Origin of the sequence: Clostridium sp. cel8 (assembly GCF_014050525.1) — a bacterium.
Classification (GTDB): domain Bacteria; phylum Bacillota; class Clostridia; order Clostridiales; family Clostridiaceae; genus Clostridium_B.
Genome location: NZ_JACGAG010000001.1, coordinates 227,170 through 246,870, shown reverse-complemented (window position 1 = coordinate 246,870; position 19,701 = coordinate 227,170). Strand labels below are relative to the sequence as shown.

General features: G+C 29.1%; 18 protein-coding genes, 1 tRNA gene and 1 other RNA gene. 15 read left to right on the top strand and 5 right to left on the bottom strand.

The window, feature by feature from the left end; genetic code table 11:
- Positions 1-58: 58 nt before the first annotated feature.
- Positions 59-421, bottom strand: coding sequence for a hypothetical protein (locus H2684_RS12280; RefSeq protein WP_243159240.1), 363 nt, complete (start codon positions 419-421; stop codon positions 59-61).
- A gap of 75 nt (positions 422-496) precedes the next feature.
- Complete coding sequence (locus tag H2684_RS12275) at positions 497-700, bottom strand: hypothetical protein (protein ID WP_243159239.1); 204 nt, start codon at positions 698-700, stop codon at positions 497-499.
- A 247-nt stretch (positions 701-947) separates the two neighbouring features.
- Here H2684_RS12275 and polA point away from each other — a divergent pair, with 247 nt between their 5' ends.
- Genes polA through H2684_RS01210 form a run of 3 tightly spaced genes read left to right on the top strand, consistent with a single transcriptional unit; the run spans position 948 to position 4,787 of the window.
- Positions 948-3,584, top strand: coding sequence for a DNA polymerase I (gene polA / locus H2684_RS01220; protein ID WP_182087532.1), 2,637 nt, complete (start codon positions 948-950; stop codon positions 3,582-3,584).
- A 17-nt stretch (positions 3,585-3,601) separates the two neighbouring features.
- Complete coding sequence (coaE, locus tag H2684_RS01215; RefSeq protein ID WP_182087531.1) at positions 3,602-4,231, top strand: dephospho-CoA kinase; 630 nt, start codon at positions 3,602-3,604, stop codon at positions 4,229-4,231.
- A 13-nt stretch (positions 4,232-4,244) separates the two neighbouring features.
- The gene (locus tag H2684_RS01210; RefSeq protein WP_182087530.1) at positions 4,245-4,787 is read left to right on the top strand and encodes a lytic transglycosylase domain-containing protein; all 543 of its coding nucleotides are present in this window, start codon (positions 4,245-4,247) and stop codon (positions 4,785-4,787) included.
- Positions 4,788-4,868: 81 nt separating this feature from the next.
- On the opposite strand, the gene ssrS is transcribed toward H2684_RS01210, so the two are convergent.
- The 3 genes from ssrS to H2684_RS01195 form a co-directional block, all read right to left on the bottom strand.
- A non-coding RNA gene (gene ssrS, locus H2684_RS01205) (6S RNA) lies at positions 4,869-5,044 on the bottom strand.
- A gap of 84 nt (positions 5,045-5,128) precedes the next feature.
- Positions 5,129-5,211 (bottom strand) — tRNA-Leu (locus H2684_RS01200).
- A 61-nt stretch (positions 5,212-5,272) separates the two neighbouring features.
- On the bottom strand, positions 5,273-6,646 hold the full coding sequence (locus tag H2684_RS01195) for a sigma 54-interacting transcriptional regulator (protein ID WP_243159238.1): 1,374 nt from the start codon (positions 6,644-6,646) through the stop codon (positions 5,273-5,275).
- A gap of 326 nt (positions 6,647-6,972) precedes the next feature.
- On the opposite strand from H2684_RS01195, the gene H2684_RS01190 reads away from it, so the two are divergent.
- The 12 genes from H2684_RS01190 (at position 6,973) to H2684_RS01135 (ending at position 19,556) form a co-directional block, all read left to right on the top strand.
- Positions 6,973-8,823 (top strand): APC family permease, encoded by a 1,851-nt coding sequence (locus H2684_RS01190; protein ID WP_182087528.1) that lies wholly within the window; start codon positions 6,973-6,975, stop codon positions 8,821-8,823.
- Positions 8,824-9,102: 279 nt separating this feature from the next.
- Entirely contained in the window at positions 9,103-9,540 is a 438-nt protein-coding gene (locus H2684_RS01185) for an ACT domain-containing protein (RefSeq protein WP_182087527.1), read from the top strand.
- 175 nt (positions 9,541-9,715) lie between these two features.
- Positions 9,716-10,960 (top strand): homoserine dehydrogenase, encoded by a 1,245-nt coding sequence (locus H2684_RS01180; protein WP_182087526.1) that lies wholly within the window; start codon positions 9,716-9,718, stop codon positions 10,958-10,960.
- A 46-nt stretch (positions 10,961-11,006) separates the two neighbouring features.
- Positions 11,007-11,906: a homoserine kinase gene (gene thrB, locus H2684_RS01175; RefSeq protein WP_182087525.1), complete on the top strand. Its 900-nt coding sequence runs from the start codon at positions 11,007-11,009 to the stop codon at positions 11,904-11,906.
- Positions 11,907-11,995: 89 nt separating this feature from the next.
- On the top strand, positions 11,996-12,700 hold the full coding sequence (locus H2684_RS01170; protein WP_182087524.1) for an SPOR domain-containing protein: 705 nt from the start codon (positions 11,996-11,998) through the stop codon (positions 12,698-12,700).
- A gap of 199 nt (positions 12,701-12,899) precedes the next feature.
- Complete coding sequence (locus H2684_RS01165) at positions 12,900-13,160, top strand: DUF4321 domain-containing protein (RefSeq protein WP_182087523.1); 261 nt, start codon at positions 12,900-12,902, stop codon at positions 13,158-13,160.
- Positions 13,161-13,171: 11 nt separating this feature from the next.
- Positions 13,172-13,750, top strand: a complete 579-nt coding sequence (locus H2684_RS01160) for a Maf-like protein (protein WP_182087522.1) — start codon at positions 13,172-13,174, stop codon at positions 13,748-13,750.
- 21 nt (positions 13,751-13,771) lie between these two features.
- Positions 13,772-14,449, top strand: a complete 678-nt coding sequence (radC, locus tag H2684_RS01155) for a DNA repair protein RadC (protein ID WP_182087521.1) — start codon at positions 13,772-13,774, stop codon at positions 14,447-14,449.
- Positions 14,450-14,469: 20 nt separating this feature from the next.
- Positions 14,470-15,480, top strand: coding sequence for a rod shape-determining protein (locus tag H2684_RS01150; protein ID WP_182087520.1), 1,011 nt, complete (start codon positions 14,470-14,472; stop codon positions 15,478-15,480).
- A gap of 9 nt (positions 15,481-15,489) precedes the next feature.
- Positions 15,490-16,350: a rod shape-determining protein MreC gene (gene mreC, locus H2684_RS01145; protein WP_182087519.1), complete on the top strand. Its 861-nt coding sequence runs from the start codon at positions 15,490-15,492 to the stop codon at positions 16,348-16,350.
- A gap of 10 nt (positions 16,351-16,360) precedes the next feature.
- Positions 16,361-16,852 carry a rod shape-determining protein MreD gene (mreD, locus tag H2684_RS01140; protein ID WP_182087518.1) on the top strand — a complete coding sequence of 164 codons (492 nt, stop codon included), beginning with the start codon at positions 16,361-16,363 and terminating at the stop codon, positions 16,850-16,852.
- A gap of 25 nt (positions 16,853-16,877) precedes the next feature.
- On the top strand, positions 16,878-19,556 hold the full coding sequence (locus H2684_RS01135; protein ID WP_182087517.1) for a penicillin-binding transpeptidase domain-containing protein: 2,679 nt from the start codon (positions 16,878-16,880) through the stop codon (positions 19,554-19,556).
- Positions 19,557-19,701 lie beyond the last annotated feature (145 nt).

Here is a 19,701-nt window from a genome sequence, read left to right as displayed (position 1 = left end):
TTAATTTTATCAAATATACATGGCTATCTCAATAGAAAATTAAGAAAAGTTTAAAATATCAATTGTGTGAGTAAGAGAAATGTATAGGTTTTAATTTTCTTTGAAAGAATTTAGGTATATTTGATTTTTTTATTATATCAATTGACTTGTACAAATTTGTAGATAGATTAACTTTGTTTTCTATAAGGTCCTGTTTTAGACATTCATTTATATAATTACAGTATGCATAATAGTCTTTTCTCTCTCTTGAATAAAAACTATATGATTCACCACAGTATGCGATTATAGTTCTGCATAGATATAAATTGCATGGATGAGGTCTTAAAGTAAAATTAAGAGTACATCCTTTTTCACCTAAGAATGGACACAACTTAAAAAATAGTGATAAGTTAAAATCACTAGACTTTTTAGCACTTTTCATAAATTTGTTATATTTATCTTTAAAGAAAGTTCCAAATACTCTTATAGAGTAATTTTCTATTTTAGAATTTGAAAGTTAAGATAAATAATGAATAAAGTTTTCCTTTCCACAGTCTACAATATTTTTTATGTCTATTAATCTGTATTCGGGAAAATACCAACAACATCCTCGATTTTTGATATTTGTATATGAAGTTGATTCAATAATACCAGAGCATTTTCCACATAGATTGCATTTAAATATTGGTATATTATTATAATAATTGTAACTTAAAATCATAAAATTACCACCTTTACTTATAGTAATTTTAGTACTTTAATTTTAATTTTTAAAATGTGTAATTGTAGCGAAAATGAGAAGTATTGGTATTAAATGAATTGATTATAGTATTAAACCAAATTAAATATAATAAAATTGTGTAAATTGTGTAAATATAGTATATAACAAAATATACTGCATTACAATGAAAAAAGGTATTGTGATAGAATATTATTAGTTAAAGCATTGAAAAAAAAGGAGTAGTTAAATGACTAATAAAAAATTATTGATATTAGATGGACATAGTTTAATGAATAGGGCATTTTATGCGCTACCAGATCTTACAAATAGTGAGGGACTTCATACAAATGCGATTTATGGCTTTATAAATATGCTTTTAAAGGTAAAAGAAGAAATAACTCCTGATTACATAGTTTGTACATTTGATAGAAGTGTACCTACTTTTAGACATAAAAAATATGGAGCTTATAAAGCGGGAAGGAAGAAAATGCCATCTGAACTTGCAGAGCAGTTTTCTACACTAAAAGAAATTTTAAAGCTTATGTGTATAAATATATTTGAAGTTGATGGTTTTGAAGCTGATGACATAATGGGAACATTAGCTGTATATGCTGAAGATAAAGATATAGAGGTTTATATAGTTACAGGAGATAGGGATCTTTTACAACTTGCTTCAGATAAAATAAATATAATTATAACTAAAAAGGGAATCACAGAAAAAGAAGTTTATAATAAGACAAAAATGATAGATGAGTATGGTGTAACGCCATCCCAGTTCATAGATGTAAAGGGACTTATGGGTGACACCTCTGATAATATTCCAGGAGTTCCTGGAATAGGTAAGAAGACTGCCTTTAAACTTATAAAAGAATATAAAAGTATTGAAAATATATTTGAAAATATAGATAGTATAAAAGGAAAAAAGTTAAAGGAGAATCTTAATGAATACATGGAACAGGCAATATTTAGTAAGAAGCTTGCTACAATTGTAACTAATGTACCTTTAGATATAGATATGGAATCTATAAAGTCAAAAGATGATTATGATGCAGCTAAATTGAAAAAATTATTTGAAAAACTTCAATTTAAGTCATTTATAGATAGAATGCCTGGAATGAATGATTTAGAAGATGAAAAAGTTGAATTCAATTTAAATGTTTCTGATATAGATAGTATTGATAAATTTCAAGGTTTAATAGAAACTATAAATTCAAATAATGATAAAGATAAAATATTATATGTTAATTTTAAAGTTTTAAATGAAGAGAAGTATTCTGAAAGTTGTATTTCTAAAATATATATCAATTTTTTAGAAAATAATTATGTAATTAATCTAGATGTTTTGATGGATAAAGATAGTATAAATACAAAGAAATTAATGAAAGTTCTATTTCAGGATATAGATATAGATAAAGTAGGGTATGATTTTAAAACACCTTATAGTATATTTCATAAAATGGATATTCATTTGAATAAAGTAGAATTTGATGTAAAGATAGCAGCTTATATATTGAATCCATCAGATAAATTTGATCTTTCATCAATTATAAATAAATATGCTGGAATTTCTATAGAAAATGAGGATCAATATTTTTTTGAAAAGGCAACTTCTATTTTAAAAAAAGTATATACATCTCTTAAAGAGAAAATAATTGACTACAATATGGAAGACCTTATGTATAAAGTTGAACTTCCTCTTATTGAAGTGTTGGCTTCTATGGAATCAGAAGGTTTTAGAGTCGATAGAGGTAAGCTTGATGAATTAGGAGTAAAATTTAAAGCTGAAATAGAGAAGGTTCAAAAAGAGATATATGAACTTTCAGAGGAAGAATTTAATATAAATTCTCCAAAACAGCTTGGAAAAATATTGTTTGAAAAATTAGATCTTCCAGTTATAAAAAAGACAAAAACGGGATATTCAACAAATGCCAAAGTACTTGAAAAGTTAATGGATAAACATCCTATAATACCTAAAATAGTTTATTATAGACAGATATTTAAAATATATTCAACTTATGTAGAGGGGTTAAGTGCTGTTATAGATAAAGATGAGAAAATTCATTCAAATTTCAATCAAACTATAACTGCAACAGGCAGACTTTCAAGTACTGAGCCAAATCTGCAAAATATACCTATAAAGTATGAAATAGGTAAAGAAATAAGGAAAGTGTTTGTACCTGAAAATGAGGATAGTATTATACTATCTGCGGATTATTCACAAATAGAGCTTAGGGTACTTGCACACATTGCAAATGATGATAATTTGATAGAAGCTTTCAAAAATCACAGTGATATTCATGCAAAGACAGCTTCAGAGGTGTTTAATGTTCCAATAGATAAAGTTAGTAAATTACAGAGAAGTAATGCTAAAGCTGTAAATTTTGGAATAGTATATGGTATAGGAGATTTTAGCTTGGCTAAGGACTTAAATATAAGCAGAAAGGAAGCTAAAAAATATATAGATACTTATTTTGAAAGGTATCCAAATGTAAAAAAGTATATGGAAGATATAGTTGATACAGCTAAAAAATGCGGATATGTTACTACTATAATGAACAGGAGGAGATTTATAAGGGAAATTAATTCTTCAAATAAGATAGTTAAATCCCTAGGTGAAAGGCTTGCTATGAATACTCCTATACAAGGAAGTGCCGCTGATATTATAAAGATAGCTATGATTGATGTGTATAGGGAGCTTAAAAAGAGAAATTTGAAAAGTAAATTAATACTTCAAGTTCATGATGAACTTATTTTGAATGTTTATAAAAGTGAAATTGAAGAAGTTAAAAGTATATTGAAAACTAAGATGGAAAATTGTGTTTCTCTTAGAGTTCCACTTGAAGTGGATATGAGTTCTGGATATAATTGGTATGAAATAAAATAGGTTAAGGTGGGTAGGTTATGCTAAAAGTAGGTCTTACAGGAGGAATAGGAAGTGGGAAGAGTACTGTATCTTCAATGCTTAAATTAAGAGAGATCCCAATAATAGATGCAGATGTTGTAAGTAGAAAAGTACTGAGTAAGTATCCTGAAATAATGTATAATATCAAAGAGATATTTGGAAAAAGTTTTTTTGATTGTGATGGGAATCTTAAAAGAAGGGAATTTGGTAATTTTTTATTTGCAAATAAAGAATTTAGAAAAAAATATGAAGACATTATAATTCCATATATAAAAAAAGATATATTTTCTGAAATTGATAAATTGTCAGCACAGAATGAAGATATCTGTATACTTGATGCAGCTACTCTTATAGAGAATAATTTACACCAATATATGGATGAGGTTATTTTAGTTTGGGTGGACTTGAAAACACAGATAAAGAGGGTTCAAATAAGGGATAAATTTAACTTAGATCAAGTGATGGCAAGAATTAATTCACAAATGAGGTTAGATGAAAAAAAGAAGTATGCAAGCTTTATATTGGATAATTCAAAAGATATTTCTACAACTAAAAAAAATTTAGAGAATATACTTAATAAGATAATTACTAAACACAAGGGGGTGAAATGTCCTAAATTCAATATTTAGGGCATATCTAATATTGAAACTTACAAAGAAATTAATTGCTGTAGTATTTTTAGCTTTACTTATAATAAATGCAAAGAATATAGTAAGACAATTTTATCCTCTAAAATATGAACAATATATAGTTCAATATTCTCAAAAATATAATTTGGATCCATATTTAGTTGCAGCTGTTATAAAAACAGAAAGTGGATTTAACAAAAATGTAAGATCAAATAAGGATGCCATAGGACTTATGCAGATAACTCCTGACACTGCCAAGTGGGCTGCGGAAAAAATGGAGATATACAATTTTAAGGAGGATATGCTCTATGATCCACAATTTAATATAAATATGGGATGTTGGTATATAAACAATCTTGAAACGGAGTTTGAAGGAAATACTGATCTTGTATTAGCAGCATATAATGGTGGTAGAGGAAATGTTCAAAAGTGGCTTAAGGAACACTCTTCTGATGGAAAGAACCTGCAATATATACCATTTAAAGAAACAGATAAGTATGTGAAGAAAGTAAAGGTAAACTATAAAATATATAAATATTTGTACAATATAAATTGATGTGAATTTTTATCTCAATTTATTCAATTTATATTGTATATACAAAAAAGAGAGATGACTACATCTCTCTTTGAATTTTAAATTAAATCCAAAATACCGCTGACTTCATTTGACACCTATCTCCCGATAGGTGGGTGTCCTCACAGATACCGCTATCACTCCTATGTCTTAAAGGGTACATATAAGCATCTAAATGTTGAACTCCCTTTCAATTAATGTAGGTTCAAATTAAAGCCTGACGCATATTTCAGAATTTGAAATTGCTTACAAGTCATATTATAAGACTTATTAATTTCTATGTCAATAATTTTGCAAACATTTTCAAAAGATAATTATAAAAATGGTGCGAAAGACGGGACTTGAACCCGTACGGTTACCCACACGCCCCTCAAACGTGCGCGTCTGCCTATTCCGCCACTCTCGCACAATTCAATTGATACATTTAGTATTATAACTACATTTATATGCATTGTCAACTATTTAATTCATATTTTTTTATTATAAAATTGTAAATTAATGTTGAATTTCTTGATTTTTCTATACATAGTTGCTTTTCCAATACCTAATGCTTTAGCTGATTTTGATACATTCCCTTTAAATTTGTTAAGTGCATTTTCTATACATATTTTTTCTACATTAACAAGAGGTAATATAGTATCATCTTTATCTAAATCTGTTTTATAAGTTGTATTTGTATTGTTACAATTTAGATGATTGCTTGTTATAATATTACTTTCACATAGATAATAGGAACTTTCTACTAAATTTCTTAACTCTCTTATATTTCCTTGAAAATTATGTGATTTCAGTTTTGATATGTATGTGGAATCTATATATTTTGGACAGCTTGGATTCTTTGCGTTTAATTTATTTATAAAATAATGAGCTAAGAGTTCTATATCATCACTTCTTTCATTTAATGGTGGAAGGTGTAGTTTCATTACATTTAGCCTGTAATATAGATCAGATCTGAAATTTTTGTTTTTTACTTCTTCTGCAAGTAATTTATTAGTTGCTGCAATTATTCTAACATCAACAGCTTTTTCATAAGTAGCACCTACTCGTACTATTTTTAAGTTATCTAAAAATCTTAATAGTTTTGATTGAACATCAAGAGGAAGTTCACCTATTTCGTCTAGAAATATAGTTCCACCATCTGCTAGTTCAAATTTACCAGGATAGCCTCCTTTTGATGCACCTGTAAATGCACCTTTTTCATATCCAAATAATTCACTTTCAACTAATTCTCTTGGTATTGCAGCGCAATTTACAGCTACAAAAGGTGCATTGTGCCTTTTACTATAATTGTGAATTGACTGGGCAAATACTTCTTTCCCTGTTCCACTTTTACCTTCAATTAGTATACTACAGTCAGTTTTTGCAATTTTCTTTGCCTGATTTACTATAGAAATCATATTTTTTGATTTTGTTATTATGTCATCAAATGTAAAAGAAGCTTTATAGCCAACTACATTATTTACTATATGATGTAGCTTTTTTGTGTCCCTTAATAAAAATATAAGCCCTATTACATTTTTATCAACTTTTATGGGAACAATATTAACGACGCATCTTATATATCTGTTATTTATATGAAATTTTAAATCTTCATCAAGCATTTTTTCACCTGTTTTTATAGGCGATTTAATATAATCTTTTTTTAAGATTTCATTCATGGAAATCTTTTTGAGCTTGTTTTCTTCTACACCTAATATATTTGAAGCAGAAGGATTTGATGCTTTAATATAAAGATTATTATCTGTTATTATAATGCCGTCATATATAGATTCTAAAATTGACTTAAATACAGGTGACTCTATAATAGTTTCTAAACTATGTTCATATTTAATTGTTTCCATAGGCATTATCTCCTGTGATAAAAGTATTTTATATATAAAAGTTAAATTTAGTATAGCATTTCTATATTAAATTTAAAAGATGAATGGAAAATTTTAATGTAAAGGTTTAATATGACTATTTTAAAATATTGAAATATCTATCCTATTAAAAATAGAGAATAACATAAAAAAACAAACTAAAGTGTCTGTATTGTCGATAAAATTAAGGAATTTAATCTTAAATAAGCTTTAAATAAACTGAGTGAAGTTATGATAAAGATGAATAATAATATATAATCATTCCGTGTTAAAGTTAAAAGAAAATTTACTTTTAGGGGTGCTAAAAAATGATAGCTAAATTAGGAAAGTTTTTAAACATCCTTACAGGAAAAAGTTTAAAAACTGAAGAATTAAAATCAGAAAAGCTCAATGTGTTTTGGGGATTACCAATATTGTCAAGTGATGCTATTTCATCGGTGGCATATGCAGGAGAAGAAATACTTTGGATACTTATACCTGTATTAGGTGTATTGTCTTATAAATACATGTTTCTTGCAGCGCTTTGCATTGTGTTTTTAATGTTTTTGGTTACTCTGTCATATAGACAAACTATAGATGCATATCCAGGTGGGGGTGGCTCCTACATTGTAGCAAAGGATAACCTTGGTACACTTCCTGGACTTATTGCAGGTGCATCGCTTACTATAGGATATATACTTACAGTTGCAGTTAGTGCTTCTGCAGGTACTGCAGCTGTTATTTCAGCTTTTCCATCATTATTACCTCACAGAGTTGGAATAACATTATTTTTAATACTTTTTATGACAATTGGAAATCTTAGAGGAGTTAGAGAATCTTCAAAGATATTTGGAGTTCCTACATATTTGTTTATTATTGTAACTCTGTTTATGATAATATGGGGAGTTTTCAAAATTAAGGTTTTGGGATATGTTCCTGTATCTATCTATAAGATACCAGAGGTTACTGGAGATATAACTATATTTTTGTTTTTAAGGGCATTCTCTTCGGGATGTACTGCTCTTACAGGAATAGAAGCTGTGAGTAATGGAATACCAAATTTCAAGGAACCATCGCAAAAAAATGCAAAAATGGTTCTTGGAATTTTGACACTTATAATGTTTATAATATTTGGAGGACTGTCATATCTTTCAACACTATATCATGCAGTTCCTAATACAAGTGTAACAGTAGTAGCACAAATTGCATCTCAGGTATTTGGAAATAGCATTTTCTTTTATATAGTACAGGCGACTACTGCTATTATACTTATTATGGCAAGTAATACTGCCTTTGCAGGATTGCCTATGCTTCTTGCATATATAGCAAAAGATGGATTTGCACCAAGACAGTTTGCAAAGAGAGGAAAAAGACTTGGTTATTCAAATGGTATAGTTACTCTTGGAATTATATCTTCATTACTTGTTGTAATGTTTGATGGAGAAACACATTATCTTCTGCCTCTTTATGCAGTTGGAGTATTTGTATCATTTACTCTATCTCAAACAGGAATGCTTATGAGATGGATTAGAAAAAAACAAAAAGGATGGATATACAAAGCTTTTATAAATGGAATGGGTGCGTTTGTAACACTAGCTACTGCTGTAATGCTTGGAATAACTAAGTTTACAAGTGGTGCCTGGATAGTTTTCATATTGGTACCTATAATTGTATATTTTATGCTTGCTATAAATAAGCACTATTGTGAAGTTTCAAAACAATTAAAACTTCCTTTGGATGAAAAACCTAAGAAAATAAATTTTGATGAGCAAAAGAGATATGCAATAGTTCCTATAGATACTCTTAATAAATCATTTTTAAAGGCATTAAATTATGCAAGAACAATATCGGATAATATAATAGTATTTCATGTATCTGTAGATGATGAAGCTACTGAACGGCTCCTTAAAAAATGGAATGAATATGATGTAGATATACCTATGATAGTTAAAAAATCACCATATAGAAGCATTGTAGGACCACTTGTTAAATTCATAGAATCGGAAGAATATGCGGCTGGACCGCAAGACACCATAACTGTAGTTCTCCCTCAATTTGTAGTTACAAAGTGGTGGGGGAATATACTTCATAATCAGACTTCACTTTTTATAAGGACTATGCTTCTTAAAAGAAGAAATATAGCAATAGTTACAGTGCCTTATATAATAGTTGAAAAATAAAATACATGTAAATTAATTTAGAAATGGCAGTTTAATTAAATTTAAGTTGCGATTTCTAATTTTTTTAAATTATAAAGGCTATTTATACATAAATTTACTTTATTAAACATTTACATATAAAAATATAATAATATATTATGTCTTTAGTTGATAAAATAATTATTTGCATATTTGTATAGGTGAAAAAAATATTGAATTTTAAATTAATATGTGATACTATAAAGACTATAAAATTTATTGCGTACAGATGTACGTCATACGCATACAAAAGGAGAAGATATGAGTAATAAGTTTTTGATAATTGATTCTGATATTCTTCCAGATGTTTTTTTAAAAGTCATAAAAGTAAAAGAACTTATTAGAACAGGAAGAGTAAAAGACATATCAGAAGGAACAAGAAAAGTTGGAATAAGTAGAAGTACTTACTATAAGTATAAGGATTCGGTATTTGACATGTCAGAAGGAGTGGCTGGTCATAAGATTACATTGGGGTTTATGATACTCCATAAAGCTGGTACACTTTCAAAGATAATTGATAAAATAGCCGAAGAACATGGAAATATACTTACTATAAATCAAGATATACCAATAAATAATGTTGCTAGTGTTTCTGTAACTTTTGATGCGTCAAAGCTTTTAATAGATATAAAAGAATTAGTTAAAGATATAGAGAATATGGAAAATATTGTAAGTGTTAGACTTATAGCTGTGGAATAATTGAATTTTAAGATTTTAATTTAAATTTGTTAAATGCTATATACCTAAGTTAAAGGAAAAATGTATTGCTATGAATTAAAACTGCAAAAAATTATAATATGGTAGTTAAAAGATATTGCGAACTCAGCAAGATTTATGATGAGTTCTTTATATAAATAAAAAGGGGGCATATAAAATGGCAGTTATAGCTATGTTAGGATATGGAGTTGTTGGTAGCGGGGTAGTCGAACTCATAATGAAAAATAGATATAAATTTAAACAAAAGTTAAATGAAGAACTTGTTATATCAAATATTCTAGTGAAAAATGTATCCAAACATTTAAATAACAAAAATAAAGATATTTTAACAGATAATATAAATGATGTTTTCAGTAAAAAAGTTGACATTGTTGTGGAGGCAATGGGAGGACTTAATCCATCTTATGAATATGTGAAAAAAGCACTGGAAATGAAAAAACATGTTGTTACTGCAAATAAGGATCTTATAGCAGAATATGGACATGAACTTCTTGAAATTGCAGATAAAAATGGTGTAACTATACATTTTGAAGCAAGTGTAGGAGGAGGAATACCTATATTAAAATCAATGAATGAATGTCTTGTTGGAAATGAAATAGAGAGTATAATGTCTGTATTAAATGGAACTACTAATTTCATACTTTCCAAAATGGGAAGTGAAAATATGAGCTATGAAGATGCACTAAAGCTTGCACAGAATCTTGGTTTTGCAGAAGCAAATCCTGAATCTGACGTAAAAGGTTACGATGCTGCAAGAAAATTATCTATACTCTCTACAATAGCATATAATAAGAGAATTTATTGGAAAGATATGGATATAGAGGGAATTACAGATATTGATGAGCAAGATTTTAAATATGCAAAAATGAGAGGATGTAATATAAAACTTTTGGGCATAAGTAAGAGAACAGATAAAGGTGTATATGCTGCTGTAAGACCTGTTATGATAAATGAAAATTCATCTCTTGGAAGAATTCATGATGAATACAATGCAATTTTAGTTAAAGGTGATGCTGTAGGAGATGTATTGTTTTCAGGAAAAGGTGCAGGAATGTTTCCTACTGCTAGTGCTGTTTTTTCTGATATAGTGGATATAATTGCTCATAGAGAGGAAGACACAATTACATTCAACGATGAAAAAATAGAAGTAAATAAAAAGTGGAATACTGAAGGAAAATGGCTGCTTAGAATAAAAACACTAGATAGAGTATCTGTTATTGAGAGTATAGCTGAGAACTTTGCAACAAGTTATATACTGTCAAATGAAGCCTCTAAGGAGAATAATGAAGTTGCGGCTTTTGTAAATGCTAAAAGTGAAGTTAAAATAGATGAATATATAAAAAAGATACAGAAAAACACATGGTTTAAGTCTGTGAAAAAGTTATTAGTTTTAGATAAGTAAAAGGTATTCTTAGTAAATTGAGTTACAAAGGAGGCGCAGAGCAGATATGAGTAAAGTTAAGGTTAGAGCACCTGCAACTACAGCTAATATGGGACCAGGATTTGATACTTTAGGAATGGCTCTTAAACTATACAATGAAATCGAAGTTGAGGAAATAGAGGGAGAAAGTGAAATATACAACAATGGGGTTAAGATAAATGGGGATTTTAATGATAATTTAATATATAAGAGTATAAAAATGGCTATGGATAATCAGGGATATTATACTAAAGGTATAAGGATAAATGTGTCAAAATGTGACATACCAATGTCAAGAGGACTTGGAAGTAGTTCTTCCTGTATAGTAGGTGGAATATATGCGGCTAATTTAATTATGAATGGTAGTATGTCTTTTCAAGATATAATTGATTTGTCAGTTAAAATAGAAGGACATCCTGACAATGTAGTACCTGCTATAGTTGGAGGAATGGTTGTTTCTTTGAAATCGGAAGATAAAATAAGCTATTCCAGGGTAAATTTACCCTCTAAGTTAAGATTTGTTGCCATGATACCTGATTTTGAAATCAATACAGCACTTTCTAGAAAGATCCTCCCAAAATCATATTCAAAGGAAGATTGTATATTTAATGTGTCGAGGGCTTCAATGCTTATAAGTGCATTGAATAATTCTGAATTTGATAAACTTAGGTATTGCTTTAAAGATAAGATTCATGAGCCTTATAGAAGAGATTTAATAGAAAATTCCGATACTATATTTAAAAAATGTAGAGAATTTGGATCTTTAGGTGAATTTATAAGTGGATCTGGATCAACACTTATGGCAGTTGTTTTAGATGAAAATTCAAGCTTCTTTATTGAATCTATGAATAAGTTTTTAGATAAACTTAAAGATAAATGGGATATTGTATTGTTAGAACCGGATATTGAAGGGGTAAAGGCTATATAGTTTAGAAAAATAATTTAAATAGAGTAATAATTTTTCCACCTTGTAATTATATATATAATATACAAACTTTAGAAAAATGAGGTGGAAAAATGAAGTACACAAGATATGATTTAAAAAAGGAAAATAAAACTAAAAGCTTTGTATTTATTATGTTAATTATACTTTGTTTAGCATTCATAATAGGAACAGTTGCATCTAAAATATTTTTAAGTGAAACTGATAAAAGTGCTTTTAAAGATACTCAAAATACATCTCAGGCTTCAAATGTTAATAGTGGTAAGACTATTGTTGATGGAAGTAGTGTAAAATTTGTAGCAATTCAAGGTGGAATTTACAAGGATAAAAACAATGCAGAAAAGGAAAAAGAAATTTTAATTAAATATGGAACTCCATTTACTGTAAATGATGGTGGAGAGGTAAGAGTTTTTTTAGGTATATACTCAAGTGATGCTGCAAAAGCTGTTACTGAATCTTTAAAAAAAGAAAAGGTGGATAATTCAGTAAAAGATTTTATTATAAAGAAAAGTAATCTTTGCAATGCGGAAATAATAGAGATCATAAATGCTAATTTACAGATTTTAAATAAGTTTTCTGATAAAAGTGTAGAGTATATAAAAACTGATGATTTAAAAAAATGGTGTGATTCTTTGGAAAACTTAGATAAAAGTGATGAAAATTTTGCAGTGCTTAACGATTTAAAAGAACATGTAAAATCACTTAAAGATACACTTTCAAGAGATGAGAGCTCAAAAGAATATATATATATATACAGTAAATTAAAAAGCATAAAATAAATGTAACTTAGTATATTATTTTATCTTAAAATGCATAATTGAAGAGGAGATAGAGAGGTAGGTATGTATAATTTTTTTACAATACCTGCTATTTTTATATTTAATTTAAAAAATTTTTTAAACAATAGTGTATGTACTTGTTTATGATTATATTAAATGATAAACTATATTAGACATACTGTTGAATAGGGGGATTCAAGTGAAGAGTACAGTTAAAAATTCAGCTTTTTTATGGCTATTGATATTACTAGGTGCTATAGCAGGCAGCCTTATTGGTGATACTCTTGGTAATAGTTTTAGTGAGTTAAAATTTTTAAAAAATTTCTATGAAGTAGGCACCAATGCACCTTTAATTTTAAGCTTTAGAATTATGACTGTAACTCTTGGGTTAAAATTTAATATTAATATAATGACTATAATAGGTGTAATTGTGGCTATAATATTATATAGAAGATATTAGGAAGTGATTAAATGAAAGTTGTATTAGCTTCTGCATCAATTAGAAGACAGCAGCTTTTGAAAAGACTTGTAGATAATTTTGATGTGTTTGTCAGTAACTTTTCAGAAGAAAGTGTTGAATTCAAGGGGGACTGCAGTACATATGTTATGGATCTTGCACTTGGCAAGGCCAAAAATGCCTGCTTGAAATTACCTGAAAAAAATCTTGTTATAATAGGATGTGACACTGTAGTATATTTTAATGGAAAGATATTTGGAAAACCTAAAGATAGAGATGAAGCTTTTTATATGCTTAAATCTTTAAGTGGAAATGAACATCAGGTGTACTCTGGAATAGCAGTTATAAATAAAGAGCTTGGAATTGTAGAAAAGGACTTTGTTAAAACTTCTGTGAAGTTTTCAGATATATCTGATGATGAGATAGAGAGATATTTAAAAAAAGGTGAATATAAGGATAAGGCTGGTGCATATGGCATTCAAGGTTATGGAGGAGTATTTGTATCTGAAATTCATGGATGCTATTACAATGTAGTAGGACTTCCTTTAAATAAAATTTATAAAATATTAGTTGGGATGGGGGTAAATCTGTAGTAAGGAGTTAGATTAAATACTATGTTAAAAATCAAGGATTTACCTGAAAATGAAAGACCTAGAGAAAGATTATTTAGATATGGACCTGAAATTTTATCAAATGTTGAACTCTTGGCTATATTACTTGGATCTGGAAGTAAAAAAGAAAATATAATATCTTTAAGTAGTAAAATTATCCATAAAGAAGGTGGACTAAGTGGAATGATGAAATCTACTTTGGAGGATTTTATTAATATTGATGGAATTGGAAAGGCAAAAAGTGCAAAGATTATGGCTATTATTGAACTTTCTAAAAGGCTTAATTCATTTAAAAATGGAGAAAACTATAAGATATGCAGTTCAAAAGATGCTGCATCACTTGTAATGGGAGAGATGAAGTTCCTTAATCAGGAGAAACTTGTAGTTATAATGTTAAATACAAAAAATATAGTTATAAGTGTAAAGACAATCTTTGTTGGAAGTTTAAATTCATCTATAGTGCATCCCAGGGAAGTTTTTAATGATGCTATTAAAAAGAGTAGTGCTTCCATAATAGTATGTCATAATCATCCTTCTGGAGATCCATCTCCAAGTAAAGAAGATATTAAAGTTACATATAGATTAAATGAATGTGGAAAAATTTTAGGAATAGAATTACTTGATCATTTGATAATAGGAAATGGAAGATATATAAGTTTAAAAGAAAAGGGAATATTGTGAATTTGAAAGGAGAAATATAAATGGGATTTTTTGGAATATCAAGAGATATGGGAATAGATTTAGGTACTGCAAATACTTTAATATATGTAAAGGGTAAGGGAATAGTTCTTAGAGAGCCTTCCGTTGTGGCTATAAATAGTGATGTAAAAAAAGTTATGGCAGTTGGGAATGAAGCAAAAGATATGATAGGGAGAACTCCTGGAAATATTGTAGCCATAAGACCACTTAAAGATGGAGTTATTGCAGATTTTGATGTTACTCACACAATGCTTAGAAAGTTTATTGAAAAAGTAAGTCCAAAGTCAGCTTTTACTAGTCCAAGAATATTTGTATGTTTTCCATCAGGGGTTACAGAAGTTGAAAAGAGAGCAATAGAAGAGGCAACAAAACATGCAGGAGCTAGAGATGTACTTTTAATGGAGGAACCTATGGCAGCCGCAATAGGAGCAGGATTGCCTGTTAATGAACCAACTGGAAGTATGATTGTTGACATAGGGGGAGGAACTACTGAAGTTGCTATAATATCCCTTGGAGGAATAGTTACAAGTAAATCTTTAAGAATTGCAGGAGATGAATTAGATCAGGCTATAATAAGCTATATAAAGAAGGAATATAGTCTTATGATAGGTGATAGGACAGCGGAAAATGTTAAGATACAACTTGGATCGGCTTATGATATTGGAGAGAATGAATCTATGGAGATACGAGGAAGAGATCTTGTTACAGGACTTCCTAAAGTTATAACTATAACAGAAGAAGAGATAAGAGGTGCGCTGAAAGAACCTGTAATTGCAATTATAGATGCTATAAAGACTACACTTGAAAAAACACCACCTGAACTTGCATCTGATATAATGGACAAAGGGATCATGCTAGCAGGTGGAGGAGCTATGCTTAGAGGTTTAGATCAACTTGTAAATATAGAAACACATATTCCAGTTCATATAGCGGAAACACCTTTAGATTGTGTAGCATTAGGTGCAGGAAAAGCACTAGATACTATAGATAAAATAGTATCTAGTAGAAAATAGTGATGCCTTATGAAGTCATTTAGAAATAAGCTGGCAGTAATTGTAATAGTGCTGTCAGTTACATTTTTGATCTTAATCTCTTTTAGCATAAAGGGTAATAATGTATTCTTTATGAGAAATGAACTTGGTGTTACATTCAATTCTGTGCAGGGTGTAATCTATAAATTCAATAATAATATAAAGCAGTTTTTTAGTTTTATAATAAACTTTTCCGAAGTGAAAAAAGAAAATGAAGAATTGATTAAGAAAAATAGTGAACTTGAGAATAAACTTATAGACTATAATTATTTAAAAAATGAAAATGCTAATTTGAGAGAAGAGTTGAATTTTAAAAAAAATAGATCTGAGTATGAATATATAGGATGTGATATAACAGGAAAGGGACAAAATGCTGCTTTAAATCAATTTATAATAAATAGAGGAAGCAGTGACGGAATAAAGAAAAACATGGTAGCAATTGTACCTGAAGGACTTGTTGGAAAGGTGACTTATGTTGGAAAAAATTGGGCTATAATTCAGTCTATAGTAAATGAGAATATTGCAGTAGGCGGTGAAATTCAAGGCATAAGTACTAAAGATGAAATTACAGAACAGGGAATTGTTAAAGGATACAAAGGTACTTCAAACGATATGCTTGCAAAGATGTATTATCTTCCTGTTAAATCTAAAATTAAAAAAGGTGATACAATTTTAACTTCTGGAATAGATAATTCTTATCCAAAGGGAATAAAAATAGGTAAGGTTATAAGTGTAGAGCTTGACAGAGCAAAGGTAATGAAAGAAGCGGTAATAAAGCCATATGTAAATTTTGATAAACTTGAACAAGTAATGGTTGTAGTTCCTAAAAATGAAGCAGATATAAAGTACTAAGGTGATGTTTATGAAAAAGATATTTATATTATTGTTCTTGTTAGTAATACTTTTTATTCTAGATAATTCGGTTGTACCATTTTTAGCTATAAAAACGGTATATCCAAGTTTGCTTTTTGTTTTTATAATCTGCTATTGTATCGCAAGTGAAAGTTATTATGGACTTTTTATTGGAATTTTTGCAGGAATTCTTCAAGATATCTATTTTATAGATGGTTTCTGGATAAATGCATTTGTAAATATGATAGTATGTGTTATTTCAGGATTTATAGGAAATAGTATATTTAAGGATAAGAAATTTATTCCTGTTTTATCTTGTTTTGGACTATCAATTTTAAAAGGACTATTTCTATTTGTAATACTTTGGTTAAGCGGTATTACTATAAACTTAGTAAGTTTGTTTTTTGTTTCCATATACAATACTGTAGTTGGATTTTTTATGTATAAACCTGTATATAGACTTTCTCAAATTAGTTACATGAAAACTGAATGGAAATTTTAATAGATTTTAAAGAGGAGGTAATATTATGAAGTTGGAGAAGGAAAAGGGACTAACTAGATATTCTGCACTTATTATAATTATAGCATGTATATTTAGTATAATTATTGGTAAACTTTTTTCACTCCAAATTCTAAATGGAGATGAATATAAGAAAGAAGCCTCCAATAGATCTATAAGACAGATATCGGATTCTGCTCCAAGAGGTGATATTATTGATAAAAATGGGGAACTCTTGGCAACAAGTAGACAGGGATATAATCTTGTTTACAATGAAACCGATGAAAGTGATAAACATTTTTTTCAGACAATGGATAAAGTATTTAAAATTCTAGATGAAAATGGAGAAAGTCAAGATGATGATTTTGAGCTTAAAATAAATCCATTTAAGTTTGAGTTTAGAAGTGATGATCCAAAGACAAGACAGATGTTAGAAATACGATTTAAAAGAGATAGAAATTTAAACGACTCTATAGAGAAAAAAATAAAAAGTAAAAATAAGGATATATCAGATGATGAACTTGAAGAAAAAGTAAATGAAGAGCTATTAAAGATTTCTCCAGAGGAAACTTTTAAACTGCTTTTAGAAAAATATGGTATAAGTAGCAACTATTCATTAGAAGAACAAAGAAGATTTATGATAGTAAAGGACACTTTAAAGATGCACAGCTATTCAGGATATGATCCAGTTGTAATTGCAAGTAATATAAAAAAAGAAACTGCACTTAAGTTTTCTCAAATGTTAAATGATCTTCCAGGGGTAAATGTAGATACCCAACCGATGAGGTACTATCCAAATGAGGACCTTGCATCATCAGTAATTGGATACATATCAAAGATAAGTAGTACAGATTCTGCAAAGTATAAAGAAAAAGGATATGATGTTAATACAGATTATGTAGGCCAAGCGGGAATTGAAGCTGCATTTGAAGATGAGCTTAGAGGTGAAAAAGGCGGCAGAACAGTAAAGCTTAATAACAACGGAAAGATAATTGAGGAAATGGGAACGAAAGAAGCTGTTCCTGGAAATACAGTACAGCTTACTATAGATAAAAATGTTCAAGAAGCTGCAGAAAAAGCCCTTGATAATAGAATGGAAGAGTTGCAGAAAAATCCTTATGGACAGAGAAGATCTGATACTACAAATGCAACCAGAGGTGCAGCAGTTGCTATAGATGTAAAAACAGGTGCAGTAATTGCACTTGCAAGTAGACCAGGATATGATCCAAATTTGTTTTCCAATCCTGGAAAGTTGACATCAGAACAGTATGTTCAGTATTTTAATCCTGATCTTGAGAAATTTGGAAAAGAATATATTGAAAAGAGAAATCTTACACAATATTATTCAGGAAAAACTGAAGAGCAAGTGTTAGATGAACTCTTTCCAATAGATAAGAGTATAAAGGGAAATACGACTATAAGGAAGGATTTGTATGATATATATCCAAAACCATTTTACAATTATGCAACTCAATCTCTTATACCACCTGGTTCGACTTTCAAGCCTATGACTGCAATTGCAGGACTTGAAAGTGGTGTTATAACTCCGGATTTTACAGTTGATGATGAAGGTTATTTTGATAAAGGTGGAGGAAATATTGTTAATTTTACTTTAGATGGTGCAAATGGAATAGTTGATCTTGTTCGTGCTATAGAAAAGTCAAGTAACCCTTATTTTATGACTGTAGGTAAAATGCTTCGTGATGCATTTGGGGATGATATTCTTGCAAAGTATGCATGGAAGTTTGGACTTGGAGCGGATCCAACTAGTGGTGAAGTGCCAACTACTGGTATAGAGATACCTGAGAAATTTGGGCAAGTGTATAATACTGTATCAAATAAGAATACTTTTGCAAATACATATCTTTGGAAAGTAATGGATGTACTTAGAAATGGTGAAGATGATAGAGGTAACAAGGTAGTTAAAATCAATTTGAATGACAGTGAAGAAGATTCAAAGGAAGTAGCTGCACTTAAAAAGAGTATAAAAACACTTATTCAAGATTGTATAAAAAATGGAACTAAGAGTTTTGATAAATCAAAGTATAAAGAGTTGTTTACTGAACTTACAGAAAAGGATCCTAACAATAAGAAGACTATTACAGAAAAGCAAATGGACACATTACTTGATGTTATATACTATATAACTATATTAGATGCAAATTCACAGCTTAAAGTTCCTGCAAATATAGAAGATGCTTCTATAGGACAGGGATTGAATCAATTTACACCTCTGCAGCTGGCAAATTATATGGCTACTATTGCAAATGGAGGAACAAGATATAAGGTTCACTTAGTTGATAAGATAATTGATCCAAACAATAAGGTAATAAGTAAAACAAAACCTGAAGTCCTTGAAGATACAGGTGTAAGTGAATCAACTATTAAATGGGTAAAAGCTGGAATGCAAGCTGTTAATGAAAAGGGAACAGCATCGCAGGTATTTGCAGATTTTCCAATTAAAACAGCTGGTAAGACGGGAACTGCAAGTATTGGAAGTGAAGAACATATGACAAAAATTGGGAGAACAGATTATGCTGTGTATGTTGGATTTGCACCAATTGATGATCCTGAGATAGCTGTATGTGCTGTGGTATTTGATGGTGGTCAAGGAGCAGGGTCTGCTCAAATAGCAAAGAGTATATATTCTGCTTATTTTGGACTTGATGAAAATGATGAAAATACTGAAAGCACTACAAATAATTAGAACATTTAATATTATATTGTGTATAAAATTTGCGTTTAGGAATTTTCTATTCGCAAATTTTATTTAATTTAGTCCGTAAAACCACTGTGTCTTGTGCCTGTAGATGTAAGGACTTTAAAAATATTATGTTAAAATAAACATACAT